26 protein-coding genes are annotated in these 25,447 nt (G+C 64.5%); 13 read left to right on the top strand and 13 right to left on the bottom strand.

Translation table 11 applies throughout. The features are described 5' to 3' along the window. Positions 1-65: 65 nt before the first annotated feature. Positions 66-1,139 carry an AI-2E family transporter gene (locus ACK3BK_RS07045; protein WP_411383980.1) on the bottom strand — a complete coding sequence of 358 codons (1,074 nt, stop codon included), beginning with the start codon at positions 1,137-1,139 and terminating at the stop codon, positions 66-68. Positions 1,140-1,151: 12 nt separating this feature from the next. Further along, on the bottom strand, positions 1,152-2,216 hold the full coding sequence (locus ACK3BK_RS07040; RefSeq protein WP_411383979.1) for a DUF2066 domain-containing protein: 1,065 nt from the start codon (positions 2,214-2,216) through the stop codon (positions 1,152-1,154). 271 nt (positions 2,217-2,487) lie between these two features. Between ACK3BK_RS07040 and purM the strand changes: the two genes are divergently transcribed. The 4 genes from purM to ACK3BK_RS07020 all read left to right on the top strand — a co-directional run bounded on the left by purM (position 2,488) and on the right by ACK3BK_RS07020 (position 5,295). After that, positions 2,488-3,546, top strand: a complete 1,059-nt coding sequence (gene purM / locus ACK3BK_RS07035) for a phosphoribosylformylglycinamidine cyclo-ligase (RefSeq protein ID WP_054892891.1) — start codon at positions 2,488-2,490, stop codon at positions 3,544-3,546. Next, on the top strand, positions 3,546-4,199 hold the full coding sequence (gene purN / locus ACK3BK_RS07030; RefSeq protein ID WP_186666953.1) for a phosphoribosylglycinamide formyltransferase: 654 nt from the start codon (positions 3,546-3,548) through the stop codon (positions 4,197-4,199). Before purM ends, purN begins: the two co-directional genes overlap by 1 nt. A gap of 8 nt (positions 4,200-4,207) precedes the next feature. Further along, entirely contained in the window at positions 4,208-4,918 is a 711-nt protein-coding gene (locus ACK3BK_RS07025) for a DUF3108 domain-containing protein (protein WP_054892893.1), read from the top strand. Between the two features lie 194 nt (positions 4,919-5,112). Continuing rightward, complete coding sequence (locus ACK3BK_RS07020) at positions 5,113-5,295, top strand: hypothetical protein (RefSeq protein WP_054892894.1); 183 nt, start codon at positions 5,113-5,115, stop codon at positions 5,293-5,295. 44 nt (positions 5,296-5,339) lie between these two features. Here ACK3BK_RS07020 and ACK3BK_RS07015 read toward each other — a convergent pair whose 3' ends face one another. The 7 genes from ACK3BK_RS07015 to ACK3BK_RS06985 form a co-directional block, all read right to left on the bottom strand. Then, the gene (locus ACK3BK_RS07015) at positions 5,340-5,879 is read right to left on the bottom strand and encodes a DUF2058 domain-containing protein (RefSeq protein WP_186666954.1); all 540 of its coding nucleotides are present in this window, start codon (positions 5,877-5,879) and stop codon (positions 5,340-5,342) included. A gap of 26 nt (positions 5,880-5,905) precedes the next feature. Beyond that, positions 5,906-6,739: a nucleoside triphosphate pyrophosphohydrolase gene (gene mazG, locus ACK3BK_RS07010; protein WP_186666955.1), complete on the bottom strand. Its 834-nt coding sequence runs from the start codon at positions 6,737-6,739 to the stop codon at positions 5,906-5,908. A 103-nt stretch (positions 6,740-6,842) separates the two neighbouring features. After that, a complete protein-coding gene (gene relA, locus ACK3BK_RS07005; protein WP_186708445.1) occupies positions 6,843-9,083 on the bottom strand; it encodes a GTP diphosphokinase in 2,241 nt (746 codons plus the stop codon). Positions 9,084-9,179: 96 nt separating this feature from the next. Further along, entirely contained in the window at positions 9,180-10,544 is a 1,365-nt protein-coding gene (gene rlmD, locus ACK3BK_RS07000; RefSeq protein ID WP_411383978.1) for a 23S rRNA (uracil(1939)-C(5))-methyltransferase RlmD, read from the bottom strand. Continuing rightward, positions 10,544-11,443, bottom strand: coding sequence for a cysteine synthase CysM (cysM, locus tag ACK3BK_RS06995; protein ID WP_186708449.1), 900 nt, complete (start codon positions 11,441-11,443; stop codon positions 10,544-10,546). Before cysM ends, rlmD begins: the two co-directional genes overlap by 1 nt. A gap of 95 nt (positions 11,444-11,538) precedes the next feature. Further along, positions 11,539-12,972: a sensor histidine kinase gene (locus ACK3BK_RS06990; protein ID WP_186666959.1), complete on the bottom strand. Its 1,434-nt coding sequence runs from the start codon at positions 12,970-12,972 to the stop codon at positions 11,539-11,541. Positions 12,973-12,974: 2 nt separating this feature from the next. Further along, positions 12,975-13,691, bottom strand: coding sequence for a response regulator transcription factor (locus ACK3BK_RS06985; protein WP_186708451.1), 717 nt, complete (start codon positions 13,689-13,691; stop codon positions 12,975-12,977). Between the two features lie 203 nt (positions 13,692-13,894). Between ACK3BK_RS06985 and ACK3BK_RS06980 the strand changes: the two genes are divergently transcribed. Genes ACK3BK_RS06980 through ACK3BK_RS06965 form a run of 4 tightly spaced genes read left to right on the top strand, consistent with a single transcriptional unit; the run spans position 13,895 to position 18,536 of the window. After that, positions 13,895-16,651: a response regulator gene (locus ACK3BK_RS06980; RefSeq protein ID WP_411383977.1), complete on the top strand. Its 2,757-nt coding sequence runs from the start codon at positions 13,895-13,897 to the stop codon at positions 16,649-16,651. Between the two features lie 31 nt (positions 16,652-16,682). Continuing rightward, positions 16,683-17,672 carry a 2-hydroxyacid dehydrogenase gene (locus ACK3BK_RS06975; RefSeq protein ID WP_411383976.1) on the top strand — a complete coding sequence of 330 codons (990 nt, stop codon included), beginning with the start codon at positions 16,683-16,685 and terminating at the stop codon, positions 17,670-17,672. Between the two features lie 25 nt (positions 17,673-17,697). Continuing rightward, positions 17,698-18,135, top strand: a complete 438-nt coding sequence (locus ACK3BK_RS06970) for a hypothetical protein (protein ID WP_063543577.1) — start codon at positions 17,698-17,700, stop codon at positions 18,133-18,135. Further along, the gene (locus tag ACK3BK_RS06965; protein WP_186666963.1) at positions 18,132-18,536 is read left to right on the top strand and encodes an META domain-containing protein; all 405 of its coding nucleotides are present in this window, start codon (positions 18,132-18,134) and stop codon (positions 18,534-18,536) included. The genes ACK3BK_RS06970 and ACK3BK_RS06965 overlap by 4 nt, the downstream gene beginning before the upstream one ends. 140 nt (positions 18,537-18,676) lie before the next feature. Here ACK3BK_RS06965 and ACK3BK_RS06960 read toward each other — a convergent pair whose 3' ends face one another. Next, positions 18,677-19,144: a TlpA disulfide reductase family protein gene (locus ACK3BK_RS06960; protein ID WP_186708458.1), complete on the bottom strand. Its 468-nt coding sequence runs from the start codon at positions 19,142-19,144 to the stop codon at positions 18,677-18,679. An 87-nt stretch (positions 19,145-19,231) separates the two neighbouring features. Here ACK3BK_RS06960 and arsC point away from each other — a divergent pair, with 87 nt between their 5' ends. The 3 genes from arsC to ACK3BK_RS06945 are packed head-to-tail and all read left to right on the top strand — an operon-like array spanning position 19,232 to position 20,587. After that, complete coding sequence (gene arsC, locus ACK3BK_RS06955; protein WP_186666965.1) at positions 19,232-19,585, top strand: arsenate reductase (glutaredoxin); 354 nt, start codon at positions 19,232-19,234, stop codon at positions 19,583-19,585. Continuing rightward, entirely contained in the window at positions 19,582-20,187 is a 606-nt protein-coding gene (gene wrbA, locus ACK3BK_RS06950; RefSeq protein ID WP_186666966.1) for an NAD(P)H:quinone oxidoreductase, read from the top strand. The genes arsC and wrbA overlap by 4 nt, the downstream gene beginning before the upstream one ends. After that, positions 20,180-20,587 (top strand): DUF2069 domain-containing protein, encoded by a 408-nt coding sequence (locus tag ACK3BK_RS06945; RefSeq protein ID WP_411383975.1) that lies wholly within the window; start codon positions 20,180-20,182, stop codon positions 20,585-20,587. Before wrbA ends, ACK3BK_RS06945 begins: the two co-directional genes overlap by 8 nt. Positions 20,588-20,662: 75 nt before the next feature. Here the strand turns inward: ACK3BK_RS06945 and ACK3BK_RS06940 are convergent, their stop codons facing one another. Both ACK3BK_RS06940 and ttcA read right to left on the bottom strand, forming a co-directional pair. Beyond that, complete coding sequence (locus ACK3BK_RS06940; protein WP_186666968.1) at positions 20,663-21,334, bottom strand: DNA-3-methyladenine glycosylase I; 672 nt, start codon at positions 21,332-21,334, stop codon at positions 20,663-20,665. A 4-nt stretch (positions 21,335-21,338) separates the two neighbouring features. Further along, positions 21,339-22,163, bottom strand: coding sequence for a tRNA 2-thiocytidine(32) synthetase TtcA (ttcA, locus tag ACK3BK_RS06935; protein ID WP_186666969.1), 825 nt, complete (start codon positions 22,161-22,163; stop codon positions 21,339-21,341). Between the two features lie 252 nt (positions 22,164-22,415). Between ttcA and ACK3BK_RS06930 the strand changes: the two genes are divergently transcribed. After that, positions 22,416-23,015 (top strand): Yip1 family protein, encoded by a 600-nt coding sequence (locus tag ACK3BK_RS06930; RefSeq protein WP_054892910.1) that lies wholly within the window; start codon positions 22,416-22,418, stop codon positions 23,013-23,015. Positions 23,016-23,142: 127 nt separating this feature from the next. Further along, positions 23,143-23,637, top strand: coding sequence for a SprT family zinc-dependent metalloprotease (locus ACK3BK_RS06925; protein ID WP_186666970.1), 495 nt, complete (start codon positions 23,143-23,145; stop codon positions 23,635-23,637). 158 nt (positions 23,638-23,795) lie between these two features. Here the strand turns inward: ACK3BK_RS06925 and ACK3BK_RS06920 are convergent, their stop codons facing one another. Continuing rightward, positions 23,796-25,121 (bottom strand): dicarboxylate/amino acid:cation symporter, encoded by a 1,326-nt coding sequence (locus ACK3BK_RS06920; protein WP_186666971.1) that lies wholly within the window; start codon positions 25,119-25,121, stop codon positions 23,796-23,798. Positions 25,122-25,447: the final 326 nt, after the last annotated feature.

The raw sequence follows: 25,447 nt of genomic DNA, 5'->3' as shown, positions 1-25,447 counted from the left end.
GGGAACGTCAAGGTGGCGGGTTGTCCCAGGGGCTCGCCCGGCACGTGGCCGGGCGATTGGGAGGTTCAAAGCTCGGGATCGATATCCCCGGCGTACATGTCCGACTCTTTATACAGGTCGTGCACATGGCGCAGCAGCACCATGATCACCGCCGCCACCGGCAGCGCCAGCAAGACGCCGGTGAAGCCGAACAGCTCGCCACCGGCGAGAATGGCGAAGATCACCGCCACCGGGTGCAGGCCGATGCGATCGCCCACCAGCAGCGGCGTCAGCACCATGCCCTCGAGGGCCTGGCCGATCATGAACACCGCGACAATGCCCAGCATCGGGTACAGGTCGCCGCCGAACTGGAACAACCCGGCGATCAACGCTGCACCGATGCCGACAATGAAGCCCATGTACGGCACGATGGCCGCCAGCCCCGCCAGCAAACCGATCAACAGCCCCAGCTCGAGACCGACCAGCGACAGCCCGACCGCGTAGATCACGCCCAGCGCCAGCATCACCAGCAACTGGCCGCGCACGAACGCCCCCAGCACCTCATGGCATTCACCCGCCAGCCCTACCACCTGATCTTCACGCTGACGTGGCAGCAGGCTGCGCAGCTTGGCCATCATCAGGTCCCAGTCACGCAGCAGGTAGAAGCCCACCACAGGGATCAGCACCAGGTTGGCCAGCCAGGCGATCAGCGCCAGGCTCGAGGCCGTGGCCTGGGACAGGACTATGCCGACGATGTCGGTGGTCTGGCCCATGTGCGCGCCGATGGCAGCCTTGATCTTGTCGAACTTCCAGAAGCCATCGGCCAGGCCCAGGCGGCTCTGCACCCAGGGCAGGGCCACATGCTGCAGCCAGTCGAGCATCTGCGGCGCCAGTTCGTACAGGCGCAGCAACTGCTTGGCCAGCATCGGCACCAGCACCAGCAGCAAGGCGAGGAACACCAGGGTGAACAGGCTGAACACCACCACCACGCCCCAGGTGCGCGACAGGCCCAGGCGCTCCAGGCGATCGACCAAAGGGTCGGCCAGGTAGGCCAGCAGGATGCCAACCAGGAATGGCGAGAGAATGTTATGCAGCAGGTAGAGCAGAACGGCGATCAGCAAGGCGACGCCCAGCCACACCCAACGGCGTACATCAGTCATGTTCGCGGCTCCTTACCAGCGAAAACGCAGGCCATCGAATGGCTTGGGCGCAGCCGCCTGCGGCGCGACCGCCTGGCCAGGCGCTGCCTCTGCTACGGGAGCGGGAGCGGCGGCAGGCGCCTGTTCGACAGGCACCTCCTGCAGATGCGCCAGCCCCAGTTGCGCACGCAGTTGCTCGCGATTGCCGGTGACCGTATAGGTCAGCGTGTCGCCGTCGGCCAACTGCAGCCGCGGGCCATAGGGCTCAAGCACGCGCAGCAGTTCGGCGTAGCGCTGCAGGTTCATGCCCTGCACCTGGACCTGCAGGTCGCTGCTCGCCCCCGGACGGGTGACGTAACGGGGCGCCAGGCGTGCGCTGATCGCCAGCATCACCGCATCGGCCAGCGCAGCTTGGTCGGCGCCCTGCGCCTTGCCCTGCTCGCGCTGATCGCCCAGCCACAGTTGCCATTTGCCCTGCCACTTGCCGTCGGCCTCGTGGGCGTGCACAGCCAGCAGGGCATCGGCGCCATAGCGCTCGGACGCCTCACGCAGTGGCGCCGGGTCGTTGCCTTCGAGCTGCTTGGCATTGGCCACCAGTTGTTCCTGCAGGTCGGCCAGCGGCAGGCGCAGCGGCAGACCACGGTGCTGGGCGGCACGACGCAGCGGCTCGGCACTGGTCTGACCATCGCCGACCAGGCTGCTGCCCTCGACACTGTCGTACAGCCACCAGCCAAGAATCGATGGCCGGTTGCTGCCCCACAGGGCCAGGCCGCCCTGGCGCAGGGCGCGCTCGGTGCTGCCGGGGTCGAACTCCACCACCACCGTCTCAGGTGGGCCGGCGTCGCTGCCCACCTGGTTGATGATCTGTTGCGGATCCTTGCGCAGGGCGACCACCGCCGGGTTCTGCGTCGCCTTGGCATCGCCGGTCAGACGCAGCACCAGGGTGTCGAGTGCCTTGGCGGTGGCCTGGGTCCGCGCCTCGCTGCCCTGCCCATCGACAGGTTCGCGGACCTGGTAAAGGCCCGATACGGTCTCGGCCTGTGCCGTTGCACCGATCAGCCCTACGCAAACCACTGCCAGGTAATTGAGAAAACGCATGGAGGATTCCTGTCCGGATGACTTTCAGGTCAGAAGCTACAAGCTGCACACCGTCAGCGGCAAGAAAAAGCGCGCGACACCGCAGCTTGTCTTCTCTTATAGCTTACCGCTCGCCACTTGCCGCTCAATGGAGGATGGCCGCTGCCGGGCAACCCTGATAAAATCGCGCGCCTTCGCAGACCAGTCACGTACAGGCAGCCGCCGCCTCCCGAGCCGGCCTTGGCCGCGCTGGTCGTTTTCCTGAATCCCTCCCCCTTAAAGGCCTGGATCAATGAGCAAGCAACCCTCCCTGAGCTACAAAGACGCCGGTGTAGACATCGACGCCGGCGAAGCACTGGTCGAACGCATCAAGGGCGTCGCCAAGCGCACCGCACGCCCTGAAGTCATGGGTGGCCTGGGCGGCTTCGGCGCCCTCTGCGAGATCCCGGCCGGCTACAAGCAGCCGGTGCTGGTCTCCGGCACCGATGGCGTCGGCACCAAGCTGCGCCTGGCGCTGAACCTGAACAAGCACGACAGCATCGGCCAGGACCTGGTCGCCATGTGCGTCAACGACCTGGTGGTCTGCGGCGCCGAGCCGCTGTTCTTCCTCGACTACTACGCCACCGGCAAGCTGAATGTCGACGTGGCCGCCACCGTGGTCACCGGCATCGGCGCCGGTTGCGAACTGGCCGGTTGCTCGCTGGTCGGTGGTGAAACCGCCGAGATGCCTGGCATGTACGAAGGCGAAGACTACGACCTGGCCGGTTTCTGCGTCGGCGTGGTGGAGAAGTCGGAAATCATCGACGGCTCGAAAGTGGTCACCGGCGACGCCCTGATCGCCCTGCCCTCCTCCGGCCCGCACTCCAACGGCTACTCGCTGATCCGCAAGATCCTCGAAGTGTCCGGCACCGACATCGAGAACACCCAGCTCGACGGCCAGCCGCTGACCGACCTGCTGATGGCGCCGACCCGCATCTACGTCAAGCCGCTGCTGGAGCTGATCAAGAAGACCGGCGCGGTCAAGGCCATGGCCCACATCACCGGTGGCGGCCTGCTGGACAACATCCCGCGCGTCCTGCCAAAAGGCGCCCAGGCCGTGGTCGACGTGGCCAGCTGGCAGCGCCCGGCGGTGTTCGACTTCCTGCAACAAAAAGGCAACGTCGACGAGCACGAGATGCACCGCGTCCTGAACTGCGGCGTGGGCATGGTCATCTGCGTGGCCCAGGACCAGGTCGACAACGCCCTGAACGTCCTGCGCCAGGCCGGCGAGCAGCCTTGGGTGATCGGCCGCATCGACGTGGCCGCCGAAGGCGCTGCCCAGGTCGAGCTGCAGAACCTCAAGGCACACTGATGCCGAGCAAGACCTGCAATGTCGTGGTACTGCTGTCGGGCTCCGGCAGCAACCTGCAAGCCCTGATCGACAGCACCGCCGCCACCGATAGCCCGGCGCGGATCCGCGCGGTGATATCCAACCGCCCCGACGCCTTTGGCCTGCAACGGGCCAAAGCCGCCGGGATCGACACCGCCGTGCTCGAGCACGGTGGTTTCGACGGGCGCGAAGCATTCGACGCGGCGCTGGTGCAGCTGATCGATGGCTTCGCCCCCGACCTGGTGGTGCTGGCCGGCTTCATGCGCATCCTCAGTGGCGACTTCGTGCGCCACTACCAGGGGCGCCTGCTCAACATCCACCCGTCGCTGTTGCCCAAGTACAAAGGGCTGCACACTCACCAGCGGGCCCTGGATGCCGGTGACGCCGAGCACGGCTGCAGTGTTCATTTCGTCACCGAGGAACTCGACGGCGGGCCCTTGGTCGTACAGGCTGTGGTAGCGGTCGCGCCAGGCGACGATGCGCAGAGCCTGGCACAACGGGTCCACCAACAGGAACACCAGATCTACCCGCTGGCGGTGCGCTGGTTCGCCGAAGGACGCTTGCGCCTGGGCGAACAAGGTGCATTACTGGATGGCCAGCCGCTGGCGGCCAGCGGTCACTTGATTCGACCCTAGGAGAATTTATGCGTCGCGCCCTGCTATTGGCTCTCGCCGTGCTCGCCCTGCCCCTCCAGGCAGCTGATCTGAAGCCGTTCTCGGCCAGCTACACCGCCGACTGGAAACAGCTGCCCATGAGCGGCACCGCCGAACGCAGCCTGGTCAAGAACGCCAACGGTACCTGGGACCTCAACTTCAAAGCCTCCATGATGATCGCCAGCCTGACCGAACAGAGCACGGTGCGCATGGACAACGACACCCTGCTGCCGCAGAAGTACCACTTCGAGCGCGGTGGCCTGGGCAAGGCGAAGAAGGTCGACCTGGACTTCGACTGGAACAGCAAGAAAGTCACCGGCAGCGACCGTGGCGATGCGATCAGCCTGCCGCTCAACCGCGGGGTGCTGGACAAGTCGTCCTATCAACTGGCCCTGCAACATGACGTGGCGGCGGGCAAGAAGAGCATGACGTACCAGGTGGTCGACGGCGACGAGATCGACACCTACGACTTCCGCGTGCTGGGCACCGAGAAGGTTGCCACCAAGACCGGCCAGGTCGATGCGGTGAAGGTCGAGCGCGTGCGCGACCCAAGCCAGAGCAAGCGCATCACCGAGCTGTGGTTCGCCAAGGACTGGGACTACCTGCTGGTGCAACTGCGCCAGGTCGAGACCGATGGCAAGGAATACGTGATCGTGCTGCAGGATGGTACGGTCGATGGCAGGACGGTGAAGGGCAACTGATCCCTTACCTGCGCTGTAACCTGCTGTAGCCCGAGCCCCGCCTAGTGCGGGGCTTTGTTTTGGCTTGCAGGAGCAAGCGCAGCGCGTTTCATGAACATAGTTTCATCGTCGTTTTATTTACTTAGCCTGCTAACAAACTCTATAAAGAAGGTGTGCGACACAGTGTCGCAGACCAACAGAAGTGGAGTTTACCGATGACTGTCCAAGTAACCGAACGCGACGAATCGAGAATGTCCCACGAAGGCCTGGCCGCTGGCGTGCGGATCTGGGACGTACACCAGCAGGGCCAACTGGTCGGCATGTTCCACAACGAACATGAAGCCCATCAGTACCGCCAGGAGCTCGAGACCCTCGAGAGCCAACGCGGCACACAATAAGATCTCCCCCACGAAAAACCCCGCCTGAGCGGGGTTTTCGTCATTTACCACATCAGATCGTCAGGGATCTTGTAGGCCGCATAGGGATCGTCCTCATCGGCCTCCTCGACATGGGTGTTGAGCAGCAGGATGCGCTTGGGATCGCGTTCCTGGATCTTCACCGCCGCCTCGCGTGGGATCACTTCGTAGCCGCCGCCATGGGCGACGATCGCCAGCGAGCCGTTGCTCAGCTTGCTGCGCATCAGCGCGTTGACGGCAATGCGCTTGACCTTCTTGTCGTCGACGAAGTTGTAGTAGTCCTCGGTGGTCAGCTTGGGCAGGCGGGTCGCCTCGATCAATTGCTTGACCTGCGCGGCACGGGCCTTCTGCTCGGCCTTCTCCTGCACCTGGCGGTTCAGTTCCTGGTCCTTTTTGGCCTTGTCGGCCATGGCTTCCTTGGCCAGGCGCTGCTGGCTGTCATCCACCTCGACCTGGCCCTTGTGTTCCAGGCGTTTCTGTTTCTTTTCGGCCTTGTTGGCCTGGGAGACCTGCTTCTGGTTGACCAGACCGGCCTTGAGCAATTGATCGCGAAGGGAAAGGCTCATCGGTGTTCACTCACTTATGCATCGGCTCAGCCGCAGCTGGGCAGGTTCTTTTCCTGACGCTTGGCTTCACCCCAGAGGGCATCCAACTCGTCAAGGTTACAATCTTCGATCGGTCGGCCAGTGTCGCGCAATGCCTGCTCGATGAAGCGGAAACGTCGTTCGAATTTACGGTTGGCGCGGCGCAGTGCGTTTTCTGGATCCTGCTTGAGGTGACGGGCCAGGTTCACGGCGGCGAACAGCAGGTCGCCGACTTCGTCCTCCAGTGCCTGCTCATCGCCATCGGCCATGGCCTGCAACACCTCGTCGAGCTCCTCGCGCACCTTGTCCAGCACCGGTAACGCCTCGGGCCAGTCGAAGCCGACGGTGGCCGCGCGCTTCTGCAGTTTGGTCGCGCGCGACAGTGCCGGCAAGGCGCCGGGTACATCGTCGAGCAGCGAGAGCTGTTCGGGGGTACTCTTCTCGGCGCGTTCCTCGGCCTTGATCTCCTCCCAGCGCGATTTGACCTGCGCCTCGCTCAAGCGCGGGATGTCGGGTGCGGCGTAGAGATCGCCGGTGGGGAATACATGCGGGTGGCGGCGGATCAGCTTGCGGGTGATCGAATCGACCACACCGGCAAATTCGAAACGCCCCTCCTCCCGCGCCAGCTGGCTGTAGTAGACGACCTGAAACAGCAGGTCGCCGAGCTCGCCCTGCAACTGCGCGAAGTCGCCCTGCTCGATGGCGTCGGCCACCTCGTAGGCTTCCTCGAGGGTGTGCTTGACGATGCTGGTGTAGTCCTGCTCAAGATCCCAGGGGCAGCCGTACTGCGGATCGCGCAGGCGGGCCATGAGGTGGAGCAGGTCGTCTAGGGTGTAGGTCATTACAGGTCCTTCGGCGGTGCCTTCATCGCGGGCAAGCCCGCTCCTACAGGGATCACGCTGCACCCGTAGGAGCGGGCTTGCCCGCGATGGAGGCGACGCAGTCTCAAGGCGTACGATTACGCCGCGTCTCGATGATGTTCGGCAACTGCGAGATCCGTCCGAGCAAGCGCCCCAGCGCATCCAGGCCTGGAATCTCGATGGTCAGCGACATCAGCGCGGTGTTGTCTTCCTTGTTCGAGCGGGTATTGACCGCCAGCACGTTGATCTTCTCGTTGAGCAGCACCTGCGAAACGTCGCGCAGCAGGCCCGGGCGGTCGTAGGCGCGGATGACGATGTCGACCGGGTAGGTCTGCACCGGAATCGGCCCCCAGCTCACCTGGATCATGCGCTCCGGCTCCTTGCCCGCCAACTGCAGCACCGAGGCGCAGTCCTGGCGGTGAATGCTCACGCCGCGGCCCTGGGTGATGTAGCCGACGATGGCATCGCCCGGCAGCGGCTGGCAGCAACCGGCCATCTGCGTGAGCAGGTTGCCTACGCCCTGGATCTGGATGTCGTTGCGCTTGCCCGATCGGGCTCCGCGCGCCGGTCGTGGCACCAGCTCGACCGGATCGATGCGCTCCGGCTCCAGCAGTTGCTGGGCGGCGTTGACCATGTGCGCCAGACGCAGGTCGCCAGCCCCCAGGGCGGCAAACATGTCCTCGGCGGTCTTGACGTTGGCCTTTTCCGCCAGGCGCTCGAAATCCACCTGTGGCAGGCCCAGGCGGCTGAGTTCGCGCTCGATGAGGGTCTTGCCGGCAGCGACGTTCTGGTCGCGCGCCTGCAACTTGAACCAGTGGACGATCTTGGCCCGTGCCCGCGAGGTGGTGACGTAGCCCAGGTTGGAGTTCAGCCAGTCGCGACTCGGGCTGCCCTGCTTGCTGGTGATGATCTCCACCTGCTCGCCGGTCTGCAGGCTGTAGTTCAGCGGCACGATGCGCCCGTTGATCTTGGCGCCACGGCAGTTGTGGCCGATCTCGGTGTGCACCCGGTAGGCAAAGTCCAGCGGCGTGGCGCCCTTGGGCAGGTCGATGGCGTGGCCGTCAGGGGTGAACACGTAGACCCGGTCCGGCTCGATGTCGACCCGCAGCTGTTCGGCCAGCCCGCCGATGTCGCCCAGTTCCTCGTGCCACTCCAGCACCTGGCGCAACCAGGAGATCTTCTCTTCGTAGTGGTTGGAGCTGGACTTGACGTCGGTGCCCTTGTACTTCCAGTGCGCACAGACGCCCAGTTCGGCCTCTTCGTGCATGCCATGGGTGCGGATCTGCACCTCCAGCACCTTGCCCTCGGGGCCGATCACCGCGGTGTGCAGCGAGCGGTAGCCGTTCTCCTTGGGGTTGGCGACGTAGTCGTCGAACTCCTTGGGAATGTGGCGCCACAAGGTGTGGACGATACCCAGCGCGGTGTAGCAGTCGCGGATTTCCGGCACCAGCACGCGCACCGCACGCACGTCGTAGATCTGGCTGAACTCCAGGCCCTTGCGCTGCATCTTGCGCCAGATCGAATAGATGTGTTTCGCCCGGCCGCTGATGTCGGCCTTGACCCCGGTGGCCAGCAGCTCGTTCTGCAACTGGTTCATCACATCGCTGATGAAGCGCTCGCGGTCCAGCCGCCGCTCGTGCAGAAGCTTGGCGATCTGCTTGTACTGGTCGGGCTCCAGATAGCGGAAGGACAGATCCTCCAGCTCCCACTTGATATGGCCGATGCCCAGGCGATGAGCGAGCGGTGCGTAGATGTCGAACACCTCGCGCGCCACGCGCAGGCGTTTTTCGTCATCGGCGGCCTTCACCGCGCGGATCGCGCAGGTCCGCTCAGCCAGCTTGATCAGGGCGACGCGCACGTCGTCGACCATGGCCACGAGCATCTTGCGCAGGTTCTCGACCTGCGCCTGCGAGCCCAGCACCAGCGACTGGCGCGGGCTGAGGCTGGCACTGATGGCCGCCATGCGCAGCACGCCGTCGATCAGCTTGGAGACCACCGGGCCGAAACGCTGGCCGACCTCGGCCAGGGTGACCTTGCCTTCGCGGACCGAGCGATAGATCACGGCGGCGACCAGCGAGTCCTGGTCGAGCTTGAGGTCAGCGAGAATTTCAGCGATCTCGAGCCCCGCCTGGAAGCTCGACGTCCCGTCGGCCCAGGAATGCTTGGCCGGGTTGCCCTTCTTCTCGACTTCCTGGGCGAAATCGCAGGCCTCCTTGAGCGCCGTGCGATCCAGCGCCGAGTCGACGCTCACCACATGATCCAGCCATGCTTCGAGATTGATACTGCCGTCGGTGTTGACCGGCTGGTGCACTCTCACCTGTACCATGTTCCGTTTACCTTTCCATACAGCGCACCTCACGGGTGCACTGACAATCAACCGTGCCGCTTCCCATCCGTGGAAGCCACACCAAGGGGCCAGCCGTTACTGGCCCACTTCGAATAACGCCATGGCCTCGACATGCGCCGTCTGAGGAAACATGTCGAGAATCCCGGCCCTTTTTAACCGGTACCCCTGGCCGACCAGCACCTGCGCATCTCGCGCCAGCGTGGCGGGGTTGCACGATACATAGACCAGCCGCTTGGCCTTGAGGCGGGCGATGCTTTGCACCACCTCGTAGGCACCGTCGCGCGGTGGGTCCAAGAGTACCGCAGAAAAGCCCTCGGCGGCCCATTCGGCACCTGCCAAAGACTGCGATAAATCGGCCTGAAAAAACCGTGCGTTATGCACATTGTTGCTCGCGGCGTTGGCGGCGGCCCGATCGACCATCGCCTGCACACCTTCCACCGCCACCACTTCACGGGCCTGGCGAGCCAGCGGCAGGGCAAAATTGCCCAGGCCACAGAACAAGTCCAGTACCCGTTCATCCGGTTGCGGCGCAAGCCACGCCAGCGCCTGTTGGATCATCAGGGTGTTGACCTGGGCATTGACCTGCACGAAGTCGCCAGGTCGCCAGGCCAGCTCCAGCCCCCAAGGGGCAAGGTCAAACCCAAGTGTCGCGGCGCCATCATGTGGCGCCGGCTCACCCTCGCCCTGCAGCCACAGTTGCGCACCCGCCTGCTCGCAGAACGCCTGCAGGCGCGCCAGGTCGCCATCGGCCAGCGGCGCTACATGGCGTACCAGCACCGCCTCGGCCGTGCCGCTGAACAATTCCACATGCCCCAGTGCCTGGGGCCTGCTCAGGCTGCGCAGCACGGTCGGCAGGTGACGCAGGATGGTTTGCAAGGGTTGTACCAGCACCGGGCATTCGTCGATGGCGATGATGTCCTGGCTGGCTTCGGCACGAAAACCGACGTGCAGCTCCCGCGCCTTCACATCCCAACGCACGGCGATGCGCGCGCGGCGGCGGTAGCCGAATTCCGGCCCCGCCAGCGGCGCGGCCCACTCCTCAGGCTGCACACCGGCGACACGCTGCAACTGCTCGGCAAGCAGGCGCTGCTTGAGCGCCAGCTGGCCCTCGTGGGGCAGGTGCTGAAGGTTGCAACCGCCGCAGCGGGCGTAATGCCGACACGGCGCCTCGCGCCGCTCGGGGCTGGGCTGCAGCACGCGCTCAAGACGAGCTTCGACGATCTTGCCGCGGGCATTGAGCACCCGCGCCTCGACCGCCTCACCTGCCAGGGCGCCGCTGACGAACCAGGTGCGCCCTTCGACAAAGGCGATGCCGCGTCCGTCACCGGCCAGGCGCTCGATGTCCAGGCGTTGCTTCTTGCCTACCGGCACCTGTGGGGTGCGATCGCCGCCGGCTGGCTGAAAGCGCAGGCCGCTACTGTTGCTTTTCTTTCTGGACATCAGGTTGCGTCGAACAGGCCGGTGGAGAGATAACGGTCGCCGCGGTCGCAGATGATCGCGACCATCACGGCGTTTTCAACTTCACGGGACAGGCGCAGCATCGCCGCGACCGCACCGCCGGAGGACACACCGCAGAAAATGCCCTCTTCGCGTGCAAGGCGACGGGTGGTGTCTTCGGCTTCCTGCTGGGACATGTCCATCACCCGATCGACGCGAGTGGCGTCGAAGATCTTCGGCAGGTATTCCTCCGGCCAGCGGCGGATACCCGGAATGGCCGAACCTTCCATCGGTTGCAGGCCGACGATCTGCACCGCCGGATTCTGCTCCTTGAGGTACTGCGAGCAGCCCATGATGGTGCCGGTGGTGCCCATGGAGCTGACAAAGTGGGTGATGCTGCCTTGAGTCTGCTGCCAGATCTCTGGGCCGGTGCTGTTGTAGTGGGCAATCGGGTTGTCGCCGTTGGCGAACTGGTCGAGCACCAGGCCGCGACCTTCGGCCTGCAGCTTTTCGGCCAGGTCGCGCGCCCCTTCCATGCCCTCTTCCTTGGTCACCAGGATCAGCTCGGCGCCATAGGCGGTCATCGCCGCCTTGCGCTCGGCCGTGGAGTTGTCGGGCATGATCAGGATCATCTTGTAGCCCTTGATCGCCGCCGCCATGGCCAGGGCGATACCGGTGTTGCCGGACGTCGCCTCGATCAGGGTATCGCCAGGCTTGATCTGGTTGCGCAGTTCCGCGCGGGTGATCATCGACAACGCCGGGCGGTCCTTGACCGAGCCGGCCGGGTTGTTGCCTTCGAGCTTGAGCAGGAGGGTATTGCTGGTCTGCCCGGCGATACGCTGCAGGCGAACCAGAGGGGTGTTGCCGACGCAATCGGCGATGGTTGGGTACTGCAAGGTCATGGGCGTGTTTCGCAATCAGGACGGCAGGGGCGCCTATCATACCGGCAAAGGACGCGTGGCCATATCACGCAATTGCTGGGGCATATAGCAGACCGTTATATGGGCGGTGCGTTCTTCACGGACAACCCTACCCCCACAAGAACATCGAACGCCTTCGGGGGAGCGGGTTGATCCGCGAGAAACCCACTGTCGATACACGGCAGGCGCATGCACAGTCGCAACCCTCGTTGCCCATTCTCGGCCCACAGCCTCCCGCCCTGACGCTGGATCGCACTGCGGGCGATGCTCAGCCCCAGCCCAAAGCCTCCATCCCCGGGGCGCGAGCCGTCGAGACGGGAGAACGGCGCGAAGATCCTTTCCAGATCGTCTTCGTCCACCCCGCCGCCCTCATCCTCCAGGAACAACTGCCAGTGATTGCCCTCGCGCTGGCCACTCAGGCGCACCACTCCGTCGTGCGGCGAGTGGCGGATGGCATTGCGCAGCATGTTCTCCAGCGCCTGGGCCAAATGGTTGAGGTTGCCCTCCACCCAACAACTGGCCGGCAACGTGCACTGCAACCGCTGCGCCGCCCAGCCGCTTTCGTAGCAGGCATTCTCCACCAGCAGGTCCCACAGGGCCTGAAGCTGGATGGGCTCAAGGTTCATCGGCGCACGCTCGGCATCCTGCCAGGCCAGTTGCAGGGTGTCCTCGACCAGTTGCTGCATGCAATCCAGTTCCCGCCCGAGGCGTTCGCGCAGGCGCGCGACGTCGGTCTCGCCCTCGCAGGCCACACGCAGGCGGCTCAGGGGCGTGCGCATCTCGTGGGACAAGTCGCGCAAGAGTTGCTGCTGCAGGGCCACGGTGCTCTGCAGGCGCTCGGCCATCTGGTCGAAGGCACGCGCCAGTTCGCCCAGCTCGTCGTCACGGCCGATGGTGCGCGAATCGAGCCGCGCCGACAGTTGGTCGGCACGCCAGGCATTGGCCTGCTCGCGCAACTGGTTCAGCGGCACGATCAGCATCCGGTAGAGGCCTACGCACAACAGCAGGGTGAACAGCCCCGGCATCACGCCATTGGTGATGATCCGCCAGAACAGCCGATACTGGCCGGGGGTCAGGCGCTGGGGCAACTCGATCACCAGCATGCCTTGCTCAGGGGCATGGGGGAACGGCAGGCGCAGCCAGGGCTGGTCGACGCTGCGCCTGCTCATCGGCCAGTCGACTCCGCGCAGACGGGTCAGGCGCTGGATTTCCTCAGTGGACAAGCGAGCGCCGGCGAGCGGTCGCAAGTTGCCATCGAGCACCCCGATCCAGCCCGACTCACGCTGGCGCATGTCCAGCAACCAGCGGTCGAGGCCTTCGCGACCGCCCTGGTTCCAGGCCTGCTCGGCCTCGGCGGCATAACCGCGCAGCAGGTGCCGGGCAGGCTCCGACAGGAAGGCGTTCTGGGTTTCCATGTGCCGGCCCCAGGTGTAGCTCAGGCCGATCATCAGCAGGCAGAAGCCCACCAGCAGCACCGCCAGCTTCCAGAACAGCGATCGACGCTCGAGCATCCTCAGTCTGCCTCGCCCGCACAGAACACGTAGCCCTTGCCCCATACCGTGCGCACCTGGCGCTCGTGATAACCGATGCCCTTTAGCTTGCGACGGATCTGGCTGACATGCATGTCCAGGCTGCGATCATGGCGCGAATAGCCCCGCTGCAGGACCTGCTGATAAAGGAAGGGCTTGCTCAGCACCTCCTCCTGGCTGCGGTTGAGGGTGTCGAGCAGGCGGTACTCGCTGGGCGTGAGCCCTGCTGGCTGCCCGTCGAGCGTCACGTCGCAGGCCTGCTCGTCGAAATGCAGCTGCCCCGGCAGGACGTCACGCGGCGCCTGATGACGGCGCTCCAGGGCGACCCGACGCAGGATCGCCTCGATGCGTACGCGCAGCTCGGCCATGCTGAAGGGCTTGGGCAGGTAGTCGTCTGCACCGCGCTGGAAACCGCTTATACGGTCCGCCTCGGCCCCCAGCGCCGACATCAGGATGACTGGCGTGGCACTGCGCCGGCGTAGTTGCGCCAGGGTGTCCAGACCGTTGAGCCCGGGCAGCAGGATGTCCAGCAACACCACATCGAAGGCCTCGCGGCCAGCAGTTTCCAAGCCTTCCAGGCCGTTACGGCACCAGGTCACGCGGAAACCGCCGCGCTGCAACTCCTCGTGCAGGTAGGCGCCGAGCACCGGATCGTCCTCGATGGCGAGGATGCTTGAGTCGTGAATGGATACGGTATGCATTGGCATCTGCCATGAATTCTCAGTTGCGCGATTATTGGCGAGGGACGCCGTTCTGGCAACCGAGTGTCGACCAATGCCCCGGCAAGCGCCGTGCGGCATAAAAAACCCGCACAAACAAAGTGCATTACCGCTGCGCGCGGAGTAACGTTCTGCGGGATCCCGTCCACTCGCGACGGCCCGCACGCACATGACAGGAGACAGGTGTGCTCGATCGTTTGGGAATCAGAAGCCGCGTCCTGCTGCTGGCCCTACTGCCCGCCGGGCTGATGGCGCTGGTGCTGGGCATTTATTTCACCTGGTTGCAGCAGAACGAACTGCGCACCCAGCTGTTGCAACGCGGCAAGATGATCGCCGAGCAACTGGCACCGCTCGCAGCCCCCGCCCTGGCTCAGGAAGCGCCAGCGCAGCTCGAGCGCATTGCCGCCGAGGCTTTGGAGCAGACCGATGTACGTGCCGTGGCCTTCCTGGCCCCGGACCGTTCGCGCCTGGCCCATGCCGGCCCCAGCATGCTCAACCAGCCGCCCAGCGGCGGCACCGGTACGCAACTGCTGCAACGCACCGGCAACGACGCCACGCGCTACCTGATGCCGGTTTTCGGCCATCACCGTGACCTGGCCACCGAAGCCGTGCCTAACGAATCCGAGCGCTTGCTTGGCTGGGTCGAAATCGAACTGTCCCACGATGGCACGCTCCTGCGCGGCTATCGCAACCTGTTCACCAGCCTGCTGCTGATCTTTGCCTGCCTGAGCCTCACGGTGCTGCTGGCACTGCGCATGAGCCGGGCGATCAACGGCCCGATCGGGCGCATCAAGCACGCGGTCACCCAGCTCAAGGAGGGCAATCTCGAAGAACGTCTGCCGCCGATGGGCAGTGTCGAGCTGGACGAGCTGGCGGCTGGCATCAACCGCATGGCCGAAACCCTGCACAACGCCCACGAAGAGCTGCAGCACAGCATCGACCAGGCCACCGAGGACGTGCGCCAGAACCTGGAGACCATCGAGATCCAGAACATCGAGCTGGACATGGCGCGCAAGGAGGCCCTTGAGGCCAGCCGGATCAAATCCGAATTCCTCGCCAACATGAGCCACGAGATTCGCACCCCGCTCAATGGCATTCTCGGTTTCACCCACCTGTTGCAAAAAAGCGAGCTCACGCCTCGACAGCTCGACTATCTGGGCACCATCGAAAAATCCGCCGACAACCTGCTGGGGATCATCAACGAGATTCTCGACTTCTCCAAGATCGAAGCCGGCAAGCTGGTGCTCGACAGCATCCCCTTCAACCTGCGCGACCTGATCCAGGACACCCTGACCATTCTCGCCCCAGCGGCCCACGCCAAACAGCTGGAGCTGGTCAGCCTGGTGTACCGCGACACGCCTTTGTCGCTGGTCGGCGATCCGCTGCGGCTCAAACAGATCCTCACCAACCTGGTGAGCAACGCCATCAAGTTCACCCGCGAAGGCACGATCGTCGTGCGCGCCATGGTCGAAGACGAGCACGAAGACACCGCGCAACTGCGCATCAGCGTGCAGGACACCGGCATCGGCCTGTCACCGGCGGACGTGCGCACCCTGTTCCAGGCCTTCAGCCAGGCCGACAACTCGCTGTCGCGCCAACCCGGCGGCACCGGCCTTGGGCTGGTGATTTCCAAGCGCCTGATCGAACAGATGGGGGGCGAGATCGGTGTCGACAGCACGCCGGGCGAAGGCTCGCAGTTCTGGATCAACCTGAGCCTGCCCAAGGCCCATGACGACACCGAGGAACTGCCCCTGCAAGCGCTGCTGGGCCGTCGCGCAGCGATCGTCGACGGCCACGAACTGGCCCGTCAGGCCCTGGAGCACCAGCTCGAAGACTGTGGCCTGAGCGTCAGCCTGTTCTCGTCGTTCGAGCAGTTGCTGCAAGGGGTGCAGGCCGCCAGCCAGGCCGGCCAACCCTTCGAGTTCGCCGTGCTTGGCGCCAACCTGGCCAACCTCTCGCCCGACCAGCTCGGCCAGTACCACCAACAACTCGAACGCCTGGGCTGCCAGTGCGTGGTGCTGTGCCCGACCACCGAGCAGGCGCTGTATCACCCATTCCTGCCCAATGCCCATGGCCAACTGCTGTCCAAGCCCACCTGCACCCGCAAGCTGCGCCGCCTGCTGCTGGAACTGGTGCAACCGACCCGCCCCAGCAGCGAACCGCGGTATACGGCCGGCTCACGGGTGCCGAGGATTCTCTGCGTCGACGACAACCCGGCCAACCTGCTGCTGGTGCAGACCCTGCTCGAAGGCATGGGCGCCGCAGTGGTGGCGGTGGACAGCGGCTTTTCGGCAGTTCAGGCCGTGCAGGATGAGCCCTTCGACCTGGTGCTGATGGATGTGCAGATGCCCGGCATGGACGGCTGCGCCTGCACCGAGCAGATCCGTCGCTGGGAAACCAGCCAGAGTAGCCCACCCCTGCCCATCGTCGCCCTGACGGCCCACGCCATGGCCAACGAAAAGCGCGCCCTGCTGCACAGTGGCATGGATGATTATCTGACCAAGCCGATCAGCGAGCGCCAACTGGCCCAGGTGGTGATGAAGTGGACCGGCCTGAGCCTCGGCACGCCCTCGCTGGACCGCGCCACTGAACGTTTCCCCGATGGCAACGAGCTCAAGGTGCTCGACCACGAAGAGGGTTTGCGCCTGGCGGCCGGTAAAGCGGACCTGGCCGCCGACATGCTGGCGATGCTGCTGGCCTCGCTGGAAGGTGATCGCCAGGCCATCCGCAACGCCCGCGAACAAGGTGATCGCTTGGCAATGATCGAGCGCGTGCATCGCCTCAACGGCGCTTCGCGCTACTGCGGCGTCCCACAGTTGCGGGCGGCCTGTCAGCGTAGCGAGACGCTGCTCAAGCAGGACAGCCCGCAGGCATTGCAGGCGCTGGATGACCTGGAGCGCGCCATCCACCGGCTGGCGGAGCAGGCGCACCTGAGTGCCTGATCGTCGACGACACACCGAAGGAATCCCCACCATGCGCGTCCTGTTGTTCAGCAGCCAGCACTACGACCAGGAAAGTTTCACCCAGGCCGCTGCCAGCAGCGCGCTGGAGCTGCATTTCCAAGCCGCCCGCCTCACCTCGGACACCGCACCGCTGGCCCAGGGTTTCGAGGTGGTCTGCGCCTTCATCAACGACGATCTGGGCGCCGACGTCCTGCAACGCCTGGCCAACGGCGGTACACGGCTGATCGCCTTGCGTTCGGCGGGCTACAACCATGTTGACCTGACGGCCGCAGCACACCTGGGGTTGACAGTGGTGCGCGTCCCGGCCTATTCGCCGCACGCCGTGGCCGAACACGCGGTGGCGCTGATCCTGGCCCTCAACCGCCGCCTGCACCGCGCCTACAACCGCACCCGCGAAGGCGACTTCACCTTGCATGGCCTGACCGGCTTCGACCTGCACGGCAAGACTGTCGGCGTGGTCGGCACCGGGCAGATCGGTGCTGCGTTCGCCCGCATCATGGCCGGCTTCGGCTGCCAGTTGCTGGCCTACGACCCCTACCCCAACCCCGAGCTGCTGGCCCTCGGCGCCCGCTACCTGGAACTGCCCGAACTGCTCGGCCAGGCGCGAATCATCAGCCTGCACTGCCCACTGACCGAGCATACCCGTCACCTGATCAACGCCGAGAGCCTCGCGCGCCTGCAGCCCGGTGCCATGCTGATCAACACCGGGCGCGGTGCGCTGGTCGATACCCCGGCGCTGATCGACGCGCTCAAGTCTGGCCAGCTCGGCTACCTGGGCCTGGATGTCTATGAAGAAGAGGCGCAACTGTTTTTCGAGGACCGCTCCGACCTGCCACTGCAGGACGACGTGCTGGCGCGGCTGCTGACCTTCCCCAACGTGATCGTCACCGCACACCAGGCGTTTCTGACCCGCGAAGCCCTGGAGGCGATCGCCGCGACCACCCTGGACAACATCGCCCGCTGGGCAGCAGGCGATGCGCAAAACACGGTCACAGGGTAGGATACGCGGCATTTCTGGAGGACCCATGGTCGAGCACGATTTCCGCTACACCCTTTTCAACCCGCAACACACCCTGATCGAATGCCGTGCACTGGTGCCAGGTCGCTACCAGGTGACCGGCAACGGCGGATCGATGCACAAAGGCGACGTCCTGCTGGTGACGCTCAAAGGCAGCAAGGACCTGTCCATGCGCCTGACCGTCGAGAGCGTCCGTCACCTGATCAACCCTCGCGGCCAGTGGGTTGCCGTGGCCAGCGGCCCGGTGTTCAACGAACTGGAAATCCTCACCTGGCAGGTCAAGTGCGACAGTTGCGAGGCCGTGCTCGACTTCGAATTCGCCGTCGATGCCAAGCTCGGCAAGAAGGCCCGCCAGCCCGCCGCCAATGCACGCATCGCGGAACTGGGCTGGAGCAGCCAGGGCGAGCGTCACCTGTGCCGCAACTGCCAGGGAAGCGCCCAGTGAAACACCTGTTGATCTGCGCCGCGCTGCTCGGCGGCCTATTCGGCTGCGCGGCGCAGCCATCCAAACTGCAGCAGGAGCGCAGCTATGTGCTGGAATGGATCGGCGAACGCCCGCTGATCGACTACAGCCACCTGACGCTAACCCTGGCCAATGATGGCCGCGCCTACGGCAATGCCGGCTGCAACCATTGGTTCGCCAGCTATACGCTGGACGGCGAGCAATTGAGCTTCGGCAAGATCGGCAAGACCCGCAAGCTGTGTGCACCGGCATTGATGGAGCAGGAAAAGCGCTTCCTCCAGGCACTGGAGACGGTGCAGCGCTGGGATGTGTCGGCGATCGAGCAGATCCGTTTCTGGCCGGCCGAAGGCAAGCCGCTGCGCTTCTGGCCTGAGGAAGGCTGAAGTGCATCGGGGCCGCTGCGCGGCCCATTCGCGGCACGAGGCCGCTCCCACAAGTAACACCGCAGTATTCAGAAATTGCGGAGCTCTTGTAGGAGCGGCCTCGTGCCGCGAATGGGCTGCGAAGCAGCCCCGACAACAGGTCAGGCGCCGCCCTTGAGTGCCTTGATCTTCGCCTGCAGCCCTTCGAGCGTCTGCTCGCCGAGCAACTGCTCACGCACCTTGCCCTTGTCGTCGATGATGTAGGTCACCGGCAGTGCTTCGCTGCGAGGCAGCTCGTAGCGCTCGGCCGGGTCCTGGGCCAGCACGGTGAAGTCGATGCCCAGGGCCTGCGCGGCCTGCTTGAGGTCATCGCCCTGCAGCCCGTCGAAGTTCACCCCCACCACCTTGATGCCCTGGGCGTCCCATTGCTTGGCCGCCGTATTCAGTTCAGGGATCTCGGTGCGGCACGGTCCGCACCACTCGGCCCAGTAATTGAGCACCAGCCAGTGCCCGTCGATCTGTTCGGCCTTCACCGTATTGCCGTGCTGGTCCACGCCGTAGTCCGCACCGCAGCCGCCGAGCAAAAGACTCGCGGTGATGGCCAGTGCAGCTGCCAAACGCCTTGCCATGGGTCAATCCTTCTCGAAGTTTTAAAGCATGAAATGTCGGTCGCTGCGGTTAGAATAGCCGCCAAACCCAGCTGGATGCGACCCGTCATGACCGATCTGACCCTCTATCATAACCCGCGCTGCTCCAAATCCCGCGGCGCCCTTGAACTGCTGGAAGAACGCGGCCTGGCCCCGACCGTGGTGCGTTACCTCGAAACCCCGCCCGACGCCGCCACGCTCAAGGCGCTGCTCGGCAAGCTCGGCATCGGCCCACGCCAGTTGTTGCGCAGCGGCGAAGACGAATACAAGGCCCTGGACCTGGCCAACCCAGCGCTCACCGACGCGCAACTGATCGACGCCATGGTCCAGCATCCGAAACTGATCGAACGCCCGATCCTGGTCGCCGGCGACAAGGCCGTGATCGGCCGGCCCCCCGAGAAAGTCCTGGAGATCCTGCCGTGAGCGATCCCTTCATCCTGGTCCTGTACTACAGCCGCCACGGCTCCACCAGCGAGATGGCCCGGCACATCGCCCGCGGTGTCGAGATGGCGGGCCTGGAAGCGCGCCTGCGCACCGTGCCGGCGATTTCCAGCGAGTGCGAAGCCGTGGCCCCGGACATCCCCGCCAGCGGCGCACTCTATGCCACCCTCGACGACCTGCGCCACTGCGCGGGCCTGGCCCTGGGCAGCCCGACGCGCTTCGGCAACATGGCCGCGCCGCTCAAGTACTTCCTCGACGGCACCAGCAGCCTGTGGCTGGGCGGTGAACTGGTCGGCAAGCCAGCGGCGGTATTCACCTCCACTGCCAGCCTGCACGGCGGCCAGGAAACCACCCTGTTGTCGATGCTGCTGCCGCTGATGCACCACGGCATGCTGGTCACCGGCCTGCCCTACAGCGAATCGGCCCTGCTCGAAACCCGTGGCGGCGGCACGCCCTACGGCGCCAGCCATCATGCCGGTGCCGATGGCAAACGCGAATTGGACCAACACGAGATCGCCCTGTGCAGGGCGCTGGGCCAACGCCTGGCCAACACTGCCAAGGCCCTGGGTGGCGAGCGTGGCTAGAAAGCCCAAGGCCCTGCCTGCACTCGACTGGCTGGCCCCACGCCTGCGCCTGACCCGGGCGCTGAGCCTGGCCTGCTTCTTCGGCCTGATCGCCTTGCTGGTGGTGAACAACCTGTGGTTCGCCGACCTGCATGGGGCGCGGGTCGAAGTGATCCTGGCCATCGAGCTGATCCCTCTGCTGCTACTGCTGCCAGGCATGCTCAGCGGCAGCGCCCGGGCGCATGCCTGGACCTGCTTCGTGGTGAACATCTATTTCATCAAGGGCGTGCTGGCAGCGTTCGACCCGGCCCGGGCGCTGTTTGGCTGGGTCGAGGTGCTGGTGAGCCTGGGGTTGTTCGTCAGCGGTTTGCTGTACGTGCGCTGGAAGTTTCAGCACGAGCGGCGGCTGGCGGGGGAATAGAACACCGGGTGCGGCATTCGCGGGCAAGCCGGCTCTGTAGGAGCGGGCTTGCCCGCGAAGCAGGCGCCGCAACCCTCAATGATTGACGGTATGCGCCAGCATCACCGACAACTGGCACAGCGGCCGGCCACTCTCTTCATGCCACTGGTTGAACGCCTGCTGCACCAGCGCCAGGTCGCGCTGGCTGGTGGGCGGCTTGTCGATCACCTTCTGCGCGATCAATGCCGCGGCCATGTCCTCGGTGGGGATGAAGGTATCCTTGCCGACCATGCGCAGGAAGCGCGGCGCCGACAACCCACCCAGCTGGTTGCCATGCTTGGCCAGGTACTTCCACAGCCCGACGATATCGGTCTCGGGCCAGTCGGCGATGAAGGCACCGAAACTACCCTTCTCCTTCGCTACATCGAGGATCATCTGCGCATTGCGCGGCACGCTCTTGAGCTTGCCCAGGTGGCGGATGATGCGCTCGTCCTGCATCAGGCGCTCCAGGTGCTCGGCGCCCATGAGCACCACTTTCTCGGGGTCGAAACCGAAGAACACCTGCTCGAACGCTGGCCATTTGGCGTCCACCAGGCTGTGCTTGAGCCCGGCGCGGAACACGCGCAGGGCCAGGGTCGACAGGTAGCGGTCGTCAGTGATGTCGCGCAGTTGCGCCGGCGTGCGCGGTTGCGGCAGGAAGGCTTCGAGCGCCTTGGACGAGCCGAAGCGATTGAGGCAGTACTCGTGCAGCCACTGGTAATCGCGCATGGGTTCAGATGTTCAGCACGTCGAGGAAGCGCGGAGTGGCGCTCTCGTCGATTTTCAGGCTGGTGAAGTCGAACAGGTTGCGGTCGGCCAGTTGCGACGGCGCGACGTTCTGCAGGGCGCGGAAGATGCTCTCGGTACGGCCCGGATGCTTGCGCTCCCACTCCACCAGCATGTCCTTGACCACCTGGCGCTGCAGGTTCTCCTGCGAACCGCACAGGTTGCACGGGATGATCGGGAATTCCTTCATATCCGAATAAGCCTGGATATCCTTCTCGCTGCAGTAGGCCAGCGGACGGATCACCACGTTGCGACCGTCGTCGGCGCGCAGCTTGGGCGGCATGCCCTTGAGCGCGCCATTGAAGAACATGTTGAGGAAGAAGGTCTCGACGATGTCGTCGCGGTGATGACCGAGCGCCATCTTGGTCGCACCGATCTCGTCGGCGAAGGTGTACAGCGTGCCACGGCGCAGGCGCGAGCACAGCGAACAGGTGGTCTTGCCTTCGGGGATCAGTTCCTTGACCACCGAGTAGGTGTCCTTCTCGACGATGTGGTACTCGACGCCGAGGGTCTTCAGGTAGGCAGGCAGCACATGCTCGGGGAAGCCTGGCTGCTTCTGGTCCATGTTCACCGCGACGATCTGGAACGAAATCGGCGCCACCTTCTGCAGGTGCAGCAGAACATCGAGCATGGTGTAGCTGTCCTTGCCGCCGGACAGGCAGACCATGACCTTGTCGCCATCCTCGATCATGTTGTAGTCGGTGATGGCTTCGCCGGCGAGACGACGCAGGCGTTTTTGCAGTTTGTTCTGGTTGACCGAGAGGGTGCCCATAGCGCTTGGATCCGCGAGGTGTGACAAAAGCCGGCTATTTTACGCACAAACCGAGCACAGGCGTAGGCCATTCCGATAAAGAATCAACAGCGCCGCCGACAGCGCGATTTGCTCTAAAAAGCCGGGTTTGTGCCGGGTTCTGCTTCCTATACTGCGACATAAGGCCATATTACCGCTTGATCGGTTGCCTGGCCTCGAGCCACAGGCGCTCCGCTTGGGGGGCGTTTGGCAACGACGATAGGAGTGACCGGCATGATCCATCACGTTCTGGGACTGTTTACCCATCCCGACCAGGAATGGCGGGAGATTCGTGGCGAAGAAGAAAGCATCAGCCACATGTACCTGACCCACACCCTGATCCTGGCGGCGATTCCGGCGGTGTCCGCCTTTATCGGCACCACTCAGGTCGGCTGGGTGATCGGTGACCGACCACCGGTGATGCTGACCATGGAAAGCGCGCTATGGATGAGCGTCATGTCCTACCTGGCAATGCTTGCCGGGGTGGCGGTGATGGGGGCCTTCATCCACTGGATGGCGCGCACCTACGATGCCAACCCCTCTATGGCGCAATGCATCGCCTTTGCCACCTACACCGCCACGCCACTGTTCCTCGGCGGCCTGGCGGCGCTCTACCCCCACCTGTGGCTGGGCATGCTGCTGGGGACAGCGGCCATCTGCTACACGGTCTACTTGCTGTATGTCGGGCTACCGACCTTCATGAACATCCCCACTGACGAGGGCTTCCTGTTCTCCAGCTCCGTGCTGGCGGTGGGCCTGGTGGTGCTGGTGGCGATCATGGCCGCCACCGTGATCATCTGGGGGCTTGGCGTGGGGCCGGTCTACACCAATTAGAAACACCAACACTGGGGCGTCGGGCCAGGGGCCGCCGTTTTGGCGGCCTCTGGCTTCGTGCTGACCGGCGGCTCGGCAAGCGTGCAGGGCTTGCGGCATAATGGCGCGTCAGGAGAATCATCCCGCCATGCCCGAGCAACTCAAGCAACGCGTCGAAACCTGTTACCAGCAAGCCGAAACCTTCTTCAAACGCCCCTTCCCCCGCCCGGAAGTCAGCTTCAAACTGCGCGGCCAGAAGGCCGGTGTCGCCCATCTGCACGAGAACCTGCTGCGCTTCAACCTGCAGCTGTACCGCGAGAACCAGGATGATTTCCTGCGCCAGACCGTGGCCCATGAAGTCGCCCACCTGATCGCCCACCAACTGTTCGGCGACCGCATCCAGGCCCATGGCGAGGAGTGGCAACTGATCATGCGCGGGGTGTACGAACTGCCGCCCAACCGCTGCCACAACTATGAGGTGCAGCGCCGTGTGGCAACCCGCTACATCTACCGCTGCCCCTGCCCGGACAGCGACTTCCCCTTCAGCGCACAGCGACACAAGCTGGTGCGCCAGGGGCGTCGCTACCTGTGCCGGCGCTGCCGGGAGATTCTGGTGTACAGCGGCGAGACACGCGTCGAATGAACCAACGCATTCGCGGGCAAGCCCGCTCCCACAGGGCTGCGGGAGCGGCGGTTCGCCGCTGCGACTTGCCCGCGAAAGGGCCAGTCTGATCACCGCAAGAACCGAGCATGAAAAAAGGCGACCCGAAGGTCGCCTTTTTCGCATCACTACAACCGCTATCAGCGAGTAGCCGGGCCTTCAGCAACGCCCAGGTCGTCGGTCGGACGGGTTTCGACCAGCGGCGCACCGCCGGAAGCCAGTTCCGATTGCAGCTTGTCGGTGTCCAGTTCCTTCACCCACTTGGCCACGACCACGGTGGCAACGGCGTTGCCGATCAGGTTGGTCAGGGCGCGGGCTTCGGACATGAAGCGGTCGATACCCAGGATCAGCGCAAGGCCGGCAACTGGCAGGTGGCCAACGGCGGACAGGGTGGCGGCCAGGACGATGAAGCCCGAACCGGTAACGCCAGCAGCACCTTTGGACGCGACCAGCAGCACCAGCAGCAGGGTGATCTGGTGAGTGATGTCCATGGGGGTATCGGTGGCCTGGGCGATGAACACCGCAGCCATGGTCAGGTAGATCGAGGTGCCGTCCAGGTTGAACGAGTAGCCGGTCGGAATCACCAGGCCAACCACGGATTTCTTCGCGCCCAGGCGCTCCATCTTGGTCAGCATGCGTGGCAGGGCCGATTCCGAGGAGGAAGTACCCAGTACGATCAGCAGTTCTTCACGGATGTAGCGGATCAGCTTGAGGACGCTGAAACCGTGGGCGCGGCAGATACCGCCGAGGACGATCAGGATGAACGCCAGGCAGGTGATGTAGAAGCAGGCCATCAGGTAGCCCAGCTGCACCAGCGAACCCACGCCGTACTGGCCGATGGTGAAGGCCATGGCACCGAAGGCACCGACCGGCGCCAGCTTCATGATCATGTTGATGATGTTGAACATGACATGGGCGAAGCGGTCGATCAGCTCGAGCACTGGCTTGCCGTAGCTGCCCAGGCGATGCAGGGCGAAGCCGAACAGCACCGAGAACATCAGCACCTGGAGGATGTCGCCGTTGGCGAAGGCACCGACCACGGTGTTAGGGATGACGTTGAGCAGGAAGCCAACGGTGGTCTGCTGCGCACCGGCGGCGGCGTAGGCTGCGACGCTGCTGGCGTTCAGGGTGCTGACGTCGACGTGCATGCCAGCGCCAGGCTGAACCACGTTGACGACGACCAGGCCGATGATCAGGGCGATGGTGGAGACGATCTCGAAGTACAGGAGCGCATAGCCGCCGGTCTTGCCGACCGACTTCATGCTCTGCATGCCGGCGATGCCGCTGACCACGGTGCAGAAGATGATCGGGGCGATGACCATCTTGATCAGTTTGACGAAGCCGTCACCCAGGGGTTTGAGGGCGACACCGGTTTCGGGGTAGTAGTGGCCGAGCAGAATGCCGATGGTGATTGCAACGATCACCTGGACATACAGGGACTTGTACAGCGGCTGACGTTTCGTCATGGCTTAATTATCCTCAAGTGTGCCGTTTCACCCTTCCCAGGGCGAGGCACCTAAAGCGCGAACCCTCCTGCACCTGGAGGGATTTGTCGTTGTGTTCGAGCTGCCTGAGCAGGCCTCTGCCAGATCTTTAGCAAGGGTGATGCCAAAATGCCCGGATTGGGTGCAAGGCCAGTGTTTTCGGGAAATTTCTGCCCAAGGACAGGGCGAATCGACAGGGGTGGGTTGGCGGATTTCCGCCCGGTGGCGAAATTCGTACAAGGCCGATGGCGGGAATCCGCCCGATGCGGGGCATGATGCAGGAAAGCCTCACCTGCGGGAGCTAGCCT

It is taken from the genome of Pseudomonas sp. L7, assembly GCF_046605565.1.
Taxonomy (GTDB): domain Bacteria; phylum Pseudomonadota; class Gammaproteobacteria; order Pseudomonadales; family Pseudomonadaceae; genus Aquipseudomonas; species Aquipseudomonas wayambapalatensis.
This window is presented reverse-complemented; position numbering and strand designations above follow the sequence as displayed.

Bases quoted from the DNA above. Each gene is read 5' to 3' on its own strand.
- ACK3BK_RS07045 (WP_411383980.1), bottom strand. From the start codon at position 1,139: ATGACTGATGTACGCCGTTGGGTGTGGCTGGGCGTCGCCTTGCTGATC.
- ACK3BK_RS07040 (WP_411383979.1), bottom strand. From the start codon at position 2,216: ATGCGTTTTCTCAATTACCTGGCAGTGGTTTGCGTAGGGCTGATCGGT.
- purM (WP_054892891.1), top strand. From the start codon at position 2,488: ATGAGCAAGCAACCCTCCCTGAGCTACAAAGACGCCGGTGTAGACATC.
- purN (WP_186666953.1), top strand. From the start codon at position 3,546: ATGCCGAGCAAGACCTGCAATGTCGTGGTACTGCTGTCGGGCTCCGGC.
- ACK3BK_RS07025 (WP_054892893.1), top strand. From the start codon at position 4,208: ATGCGTCGCGCCCTGCTATTGGCTCTCGCCGTGCTCGCCCTGCCCCTC.
- ACK3BK_RS07020 (WP_054892894.1), top strand. From the start codon at position 5,113: ATGACTGTCCAAGTAACCGAACGCGACGAATCGAGAATGTCCCACGAA.
- ACK3BK_RS07015 (WP_186666954.1), bottom strand. From the start codon at position 5,879: ATGAGCCTTTCCCTTCGCGATCAATTGCTCAAGGCCGGTCTGGTCAAC.
- mazG (WP_186666955.1), bottom strand. From the start codon at position 6,739: ATGACCTACACCCTAGACGACCTGCTCCACCTCATGGCCCGCCTGCGC.
- relA (WP_186708445.1), bottom strand. From the start codon at position 9,083: ATGGTACAGGTGAGAGTGCACCAGCCGGTCAACACCGACGGCAGTATC.
- rlmD (WP_411383978.1), bottom strand. From the start codon at position 10,544: ATGTCCAGAAAGAAAAGCAACAGTAGCGGCCTGCGCTTTCAGCCAGCC.
- cysM (WP_186708449.1), bottom strand. From the start codon at position 11,443: ATGACCTTGCAGTACCCAACCATCGCCGATTGCGTCGGCAACACCCCT.
- ACK3BK_RS06990 (WP_186666959.1), bottom strand. From the start codon at position 12,972: ATGCTCGAGCGTCGATCGCTGTTCTGGAAGCTGGCGGTGCTGCTGGTG.
- ACK3BK_RS06985 (WP_186708451.1), bottom strand. From the start codon at position 13,691: ATGCATACCGTATCCATTCACGACTCAAGCATCCTCGCCATCGAGGAC.
- ACK3BK_RS06975 (WP_411383976.1), top strand. From the start codon at position 16,683: ATGCGCGTCCTGTTGTTCAGCAGCCAGCACTACGACCAGGAAAGTTTC.
- ACK3BK_RS06970 (WP_063543577.1), top strand. From the start codon at position 17,698: ATGGTCGAGCACGATTTCCGCTACACCCTTTTCAACCCGCAACACACC.
- ACK3BK_RS06960 (WP_186708458.1), bottom strand. From the start codon at position 19,144: ATGGCAAGGCGTTTGGCAGCTGCACTGGCCATCACCGCGAGTCTTTTG.
- arsC (WP_186666965.1), top strand. From the start codon at position 19,232: ATGACCGATCTGACCCTCTATCATAACCCGCGCTGCTCCAAATCCCGC.
- ACK3BK_RS06940 (WP_186666968.1), bottom strand. From the start codon at position 21,334: ATGCGCGATTACCAGTGGCTGCACGAGTACTGCCTCAATCGCTTCGGC.
- ttcA (WP_186666969.1), bottom strand. From the start codon at position 22,163: ATGGGCACCCTCTCGGTCAACCAGAACAAACTGCAAAAACGCCTGCGT.
- ACK3BK_RS06930 (WP_054892910.1), top strand. From the start codon at position 22,416: ATGATCCATCACGTTCTGGGACTGTTTACCCATCCCGACCAGGAATGG.
- ACK3BK_RS06925 (WP_186666970.1), top strand. From the start codon at position 23,143: ATGCCCGAGCAACTCAAGCAACGCGTCGAAACCTGTTACCAGCAAGCC.
- ACK3BK_RS06920 (WP_186666971.1), bottom strand. From the start codon at position 25,121: ATGACGAAACGTCAGCCGCTGTACAAGTCCCTGTATGTCCAGGTGATC.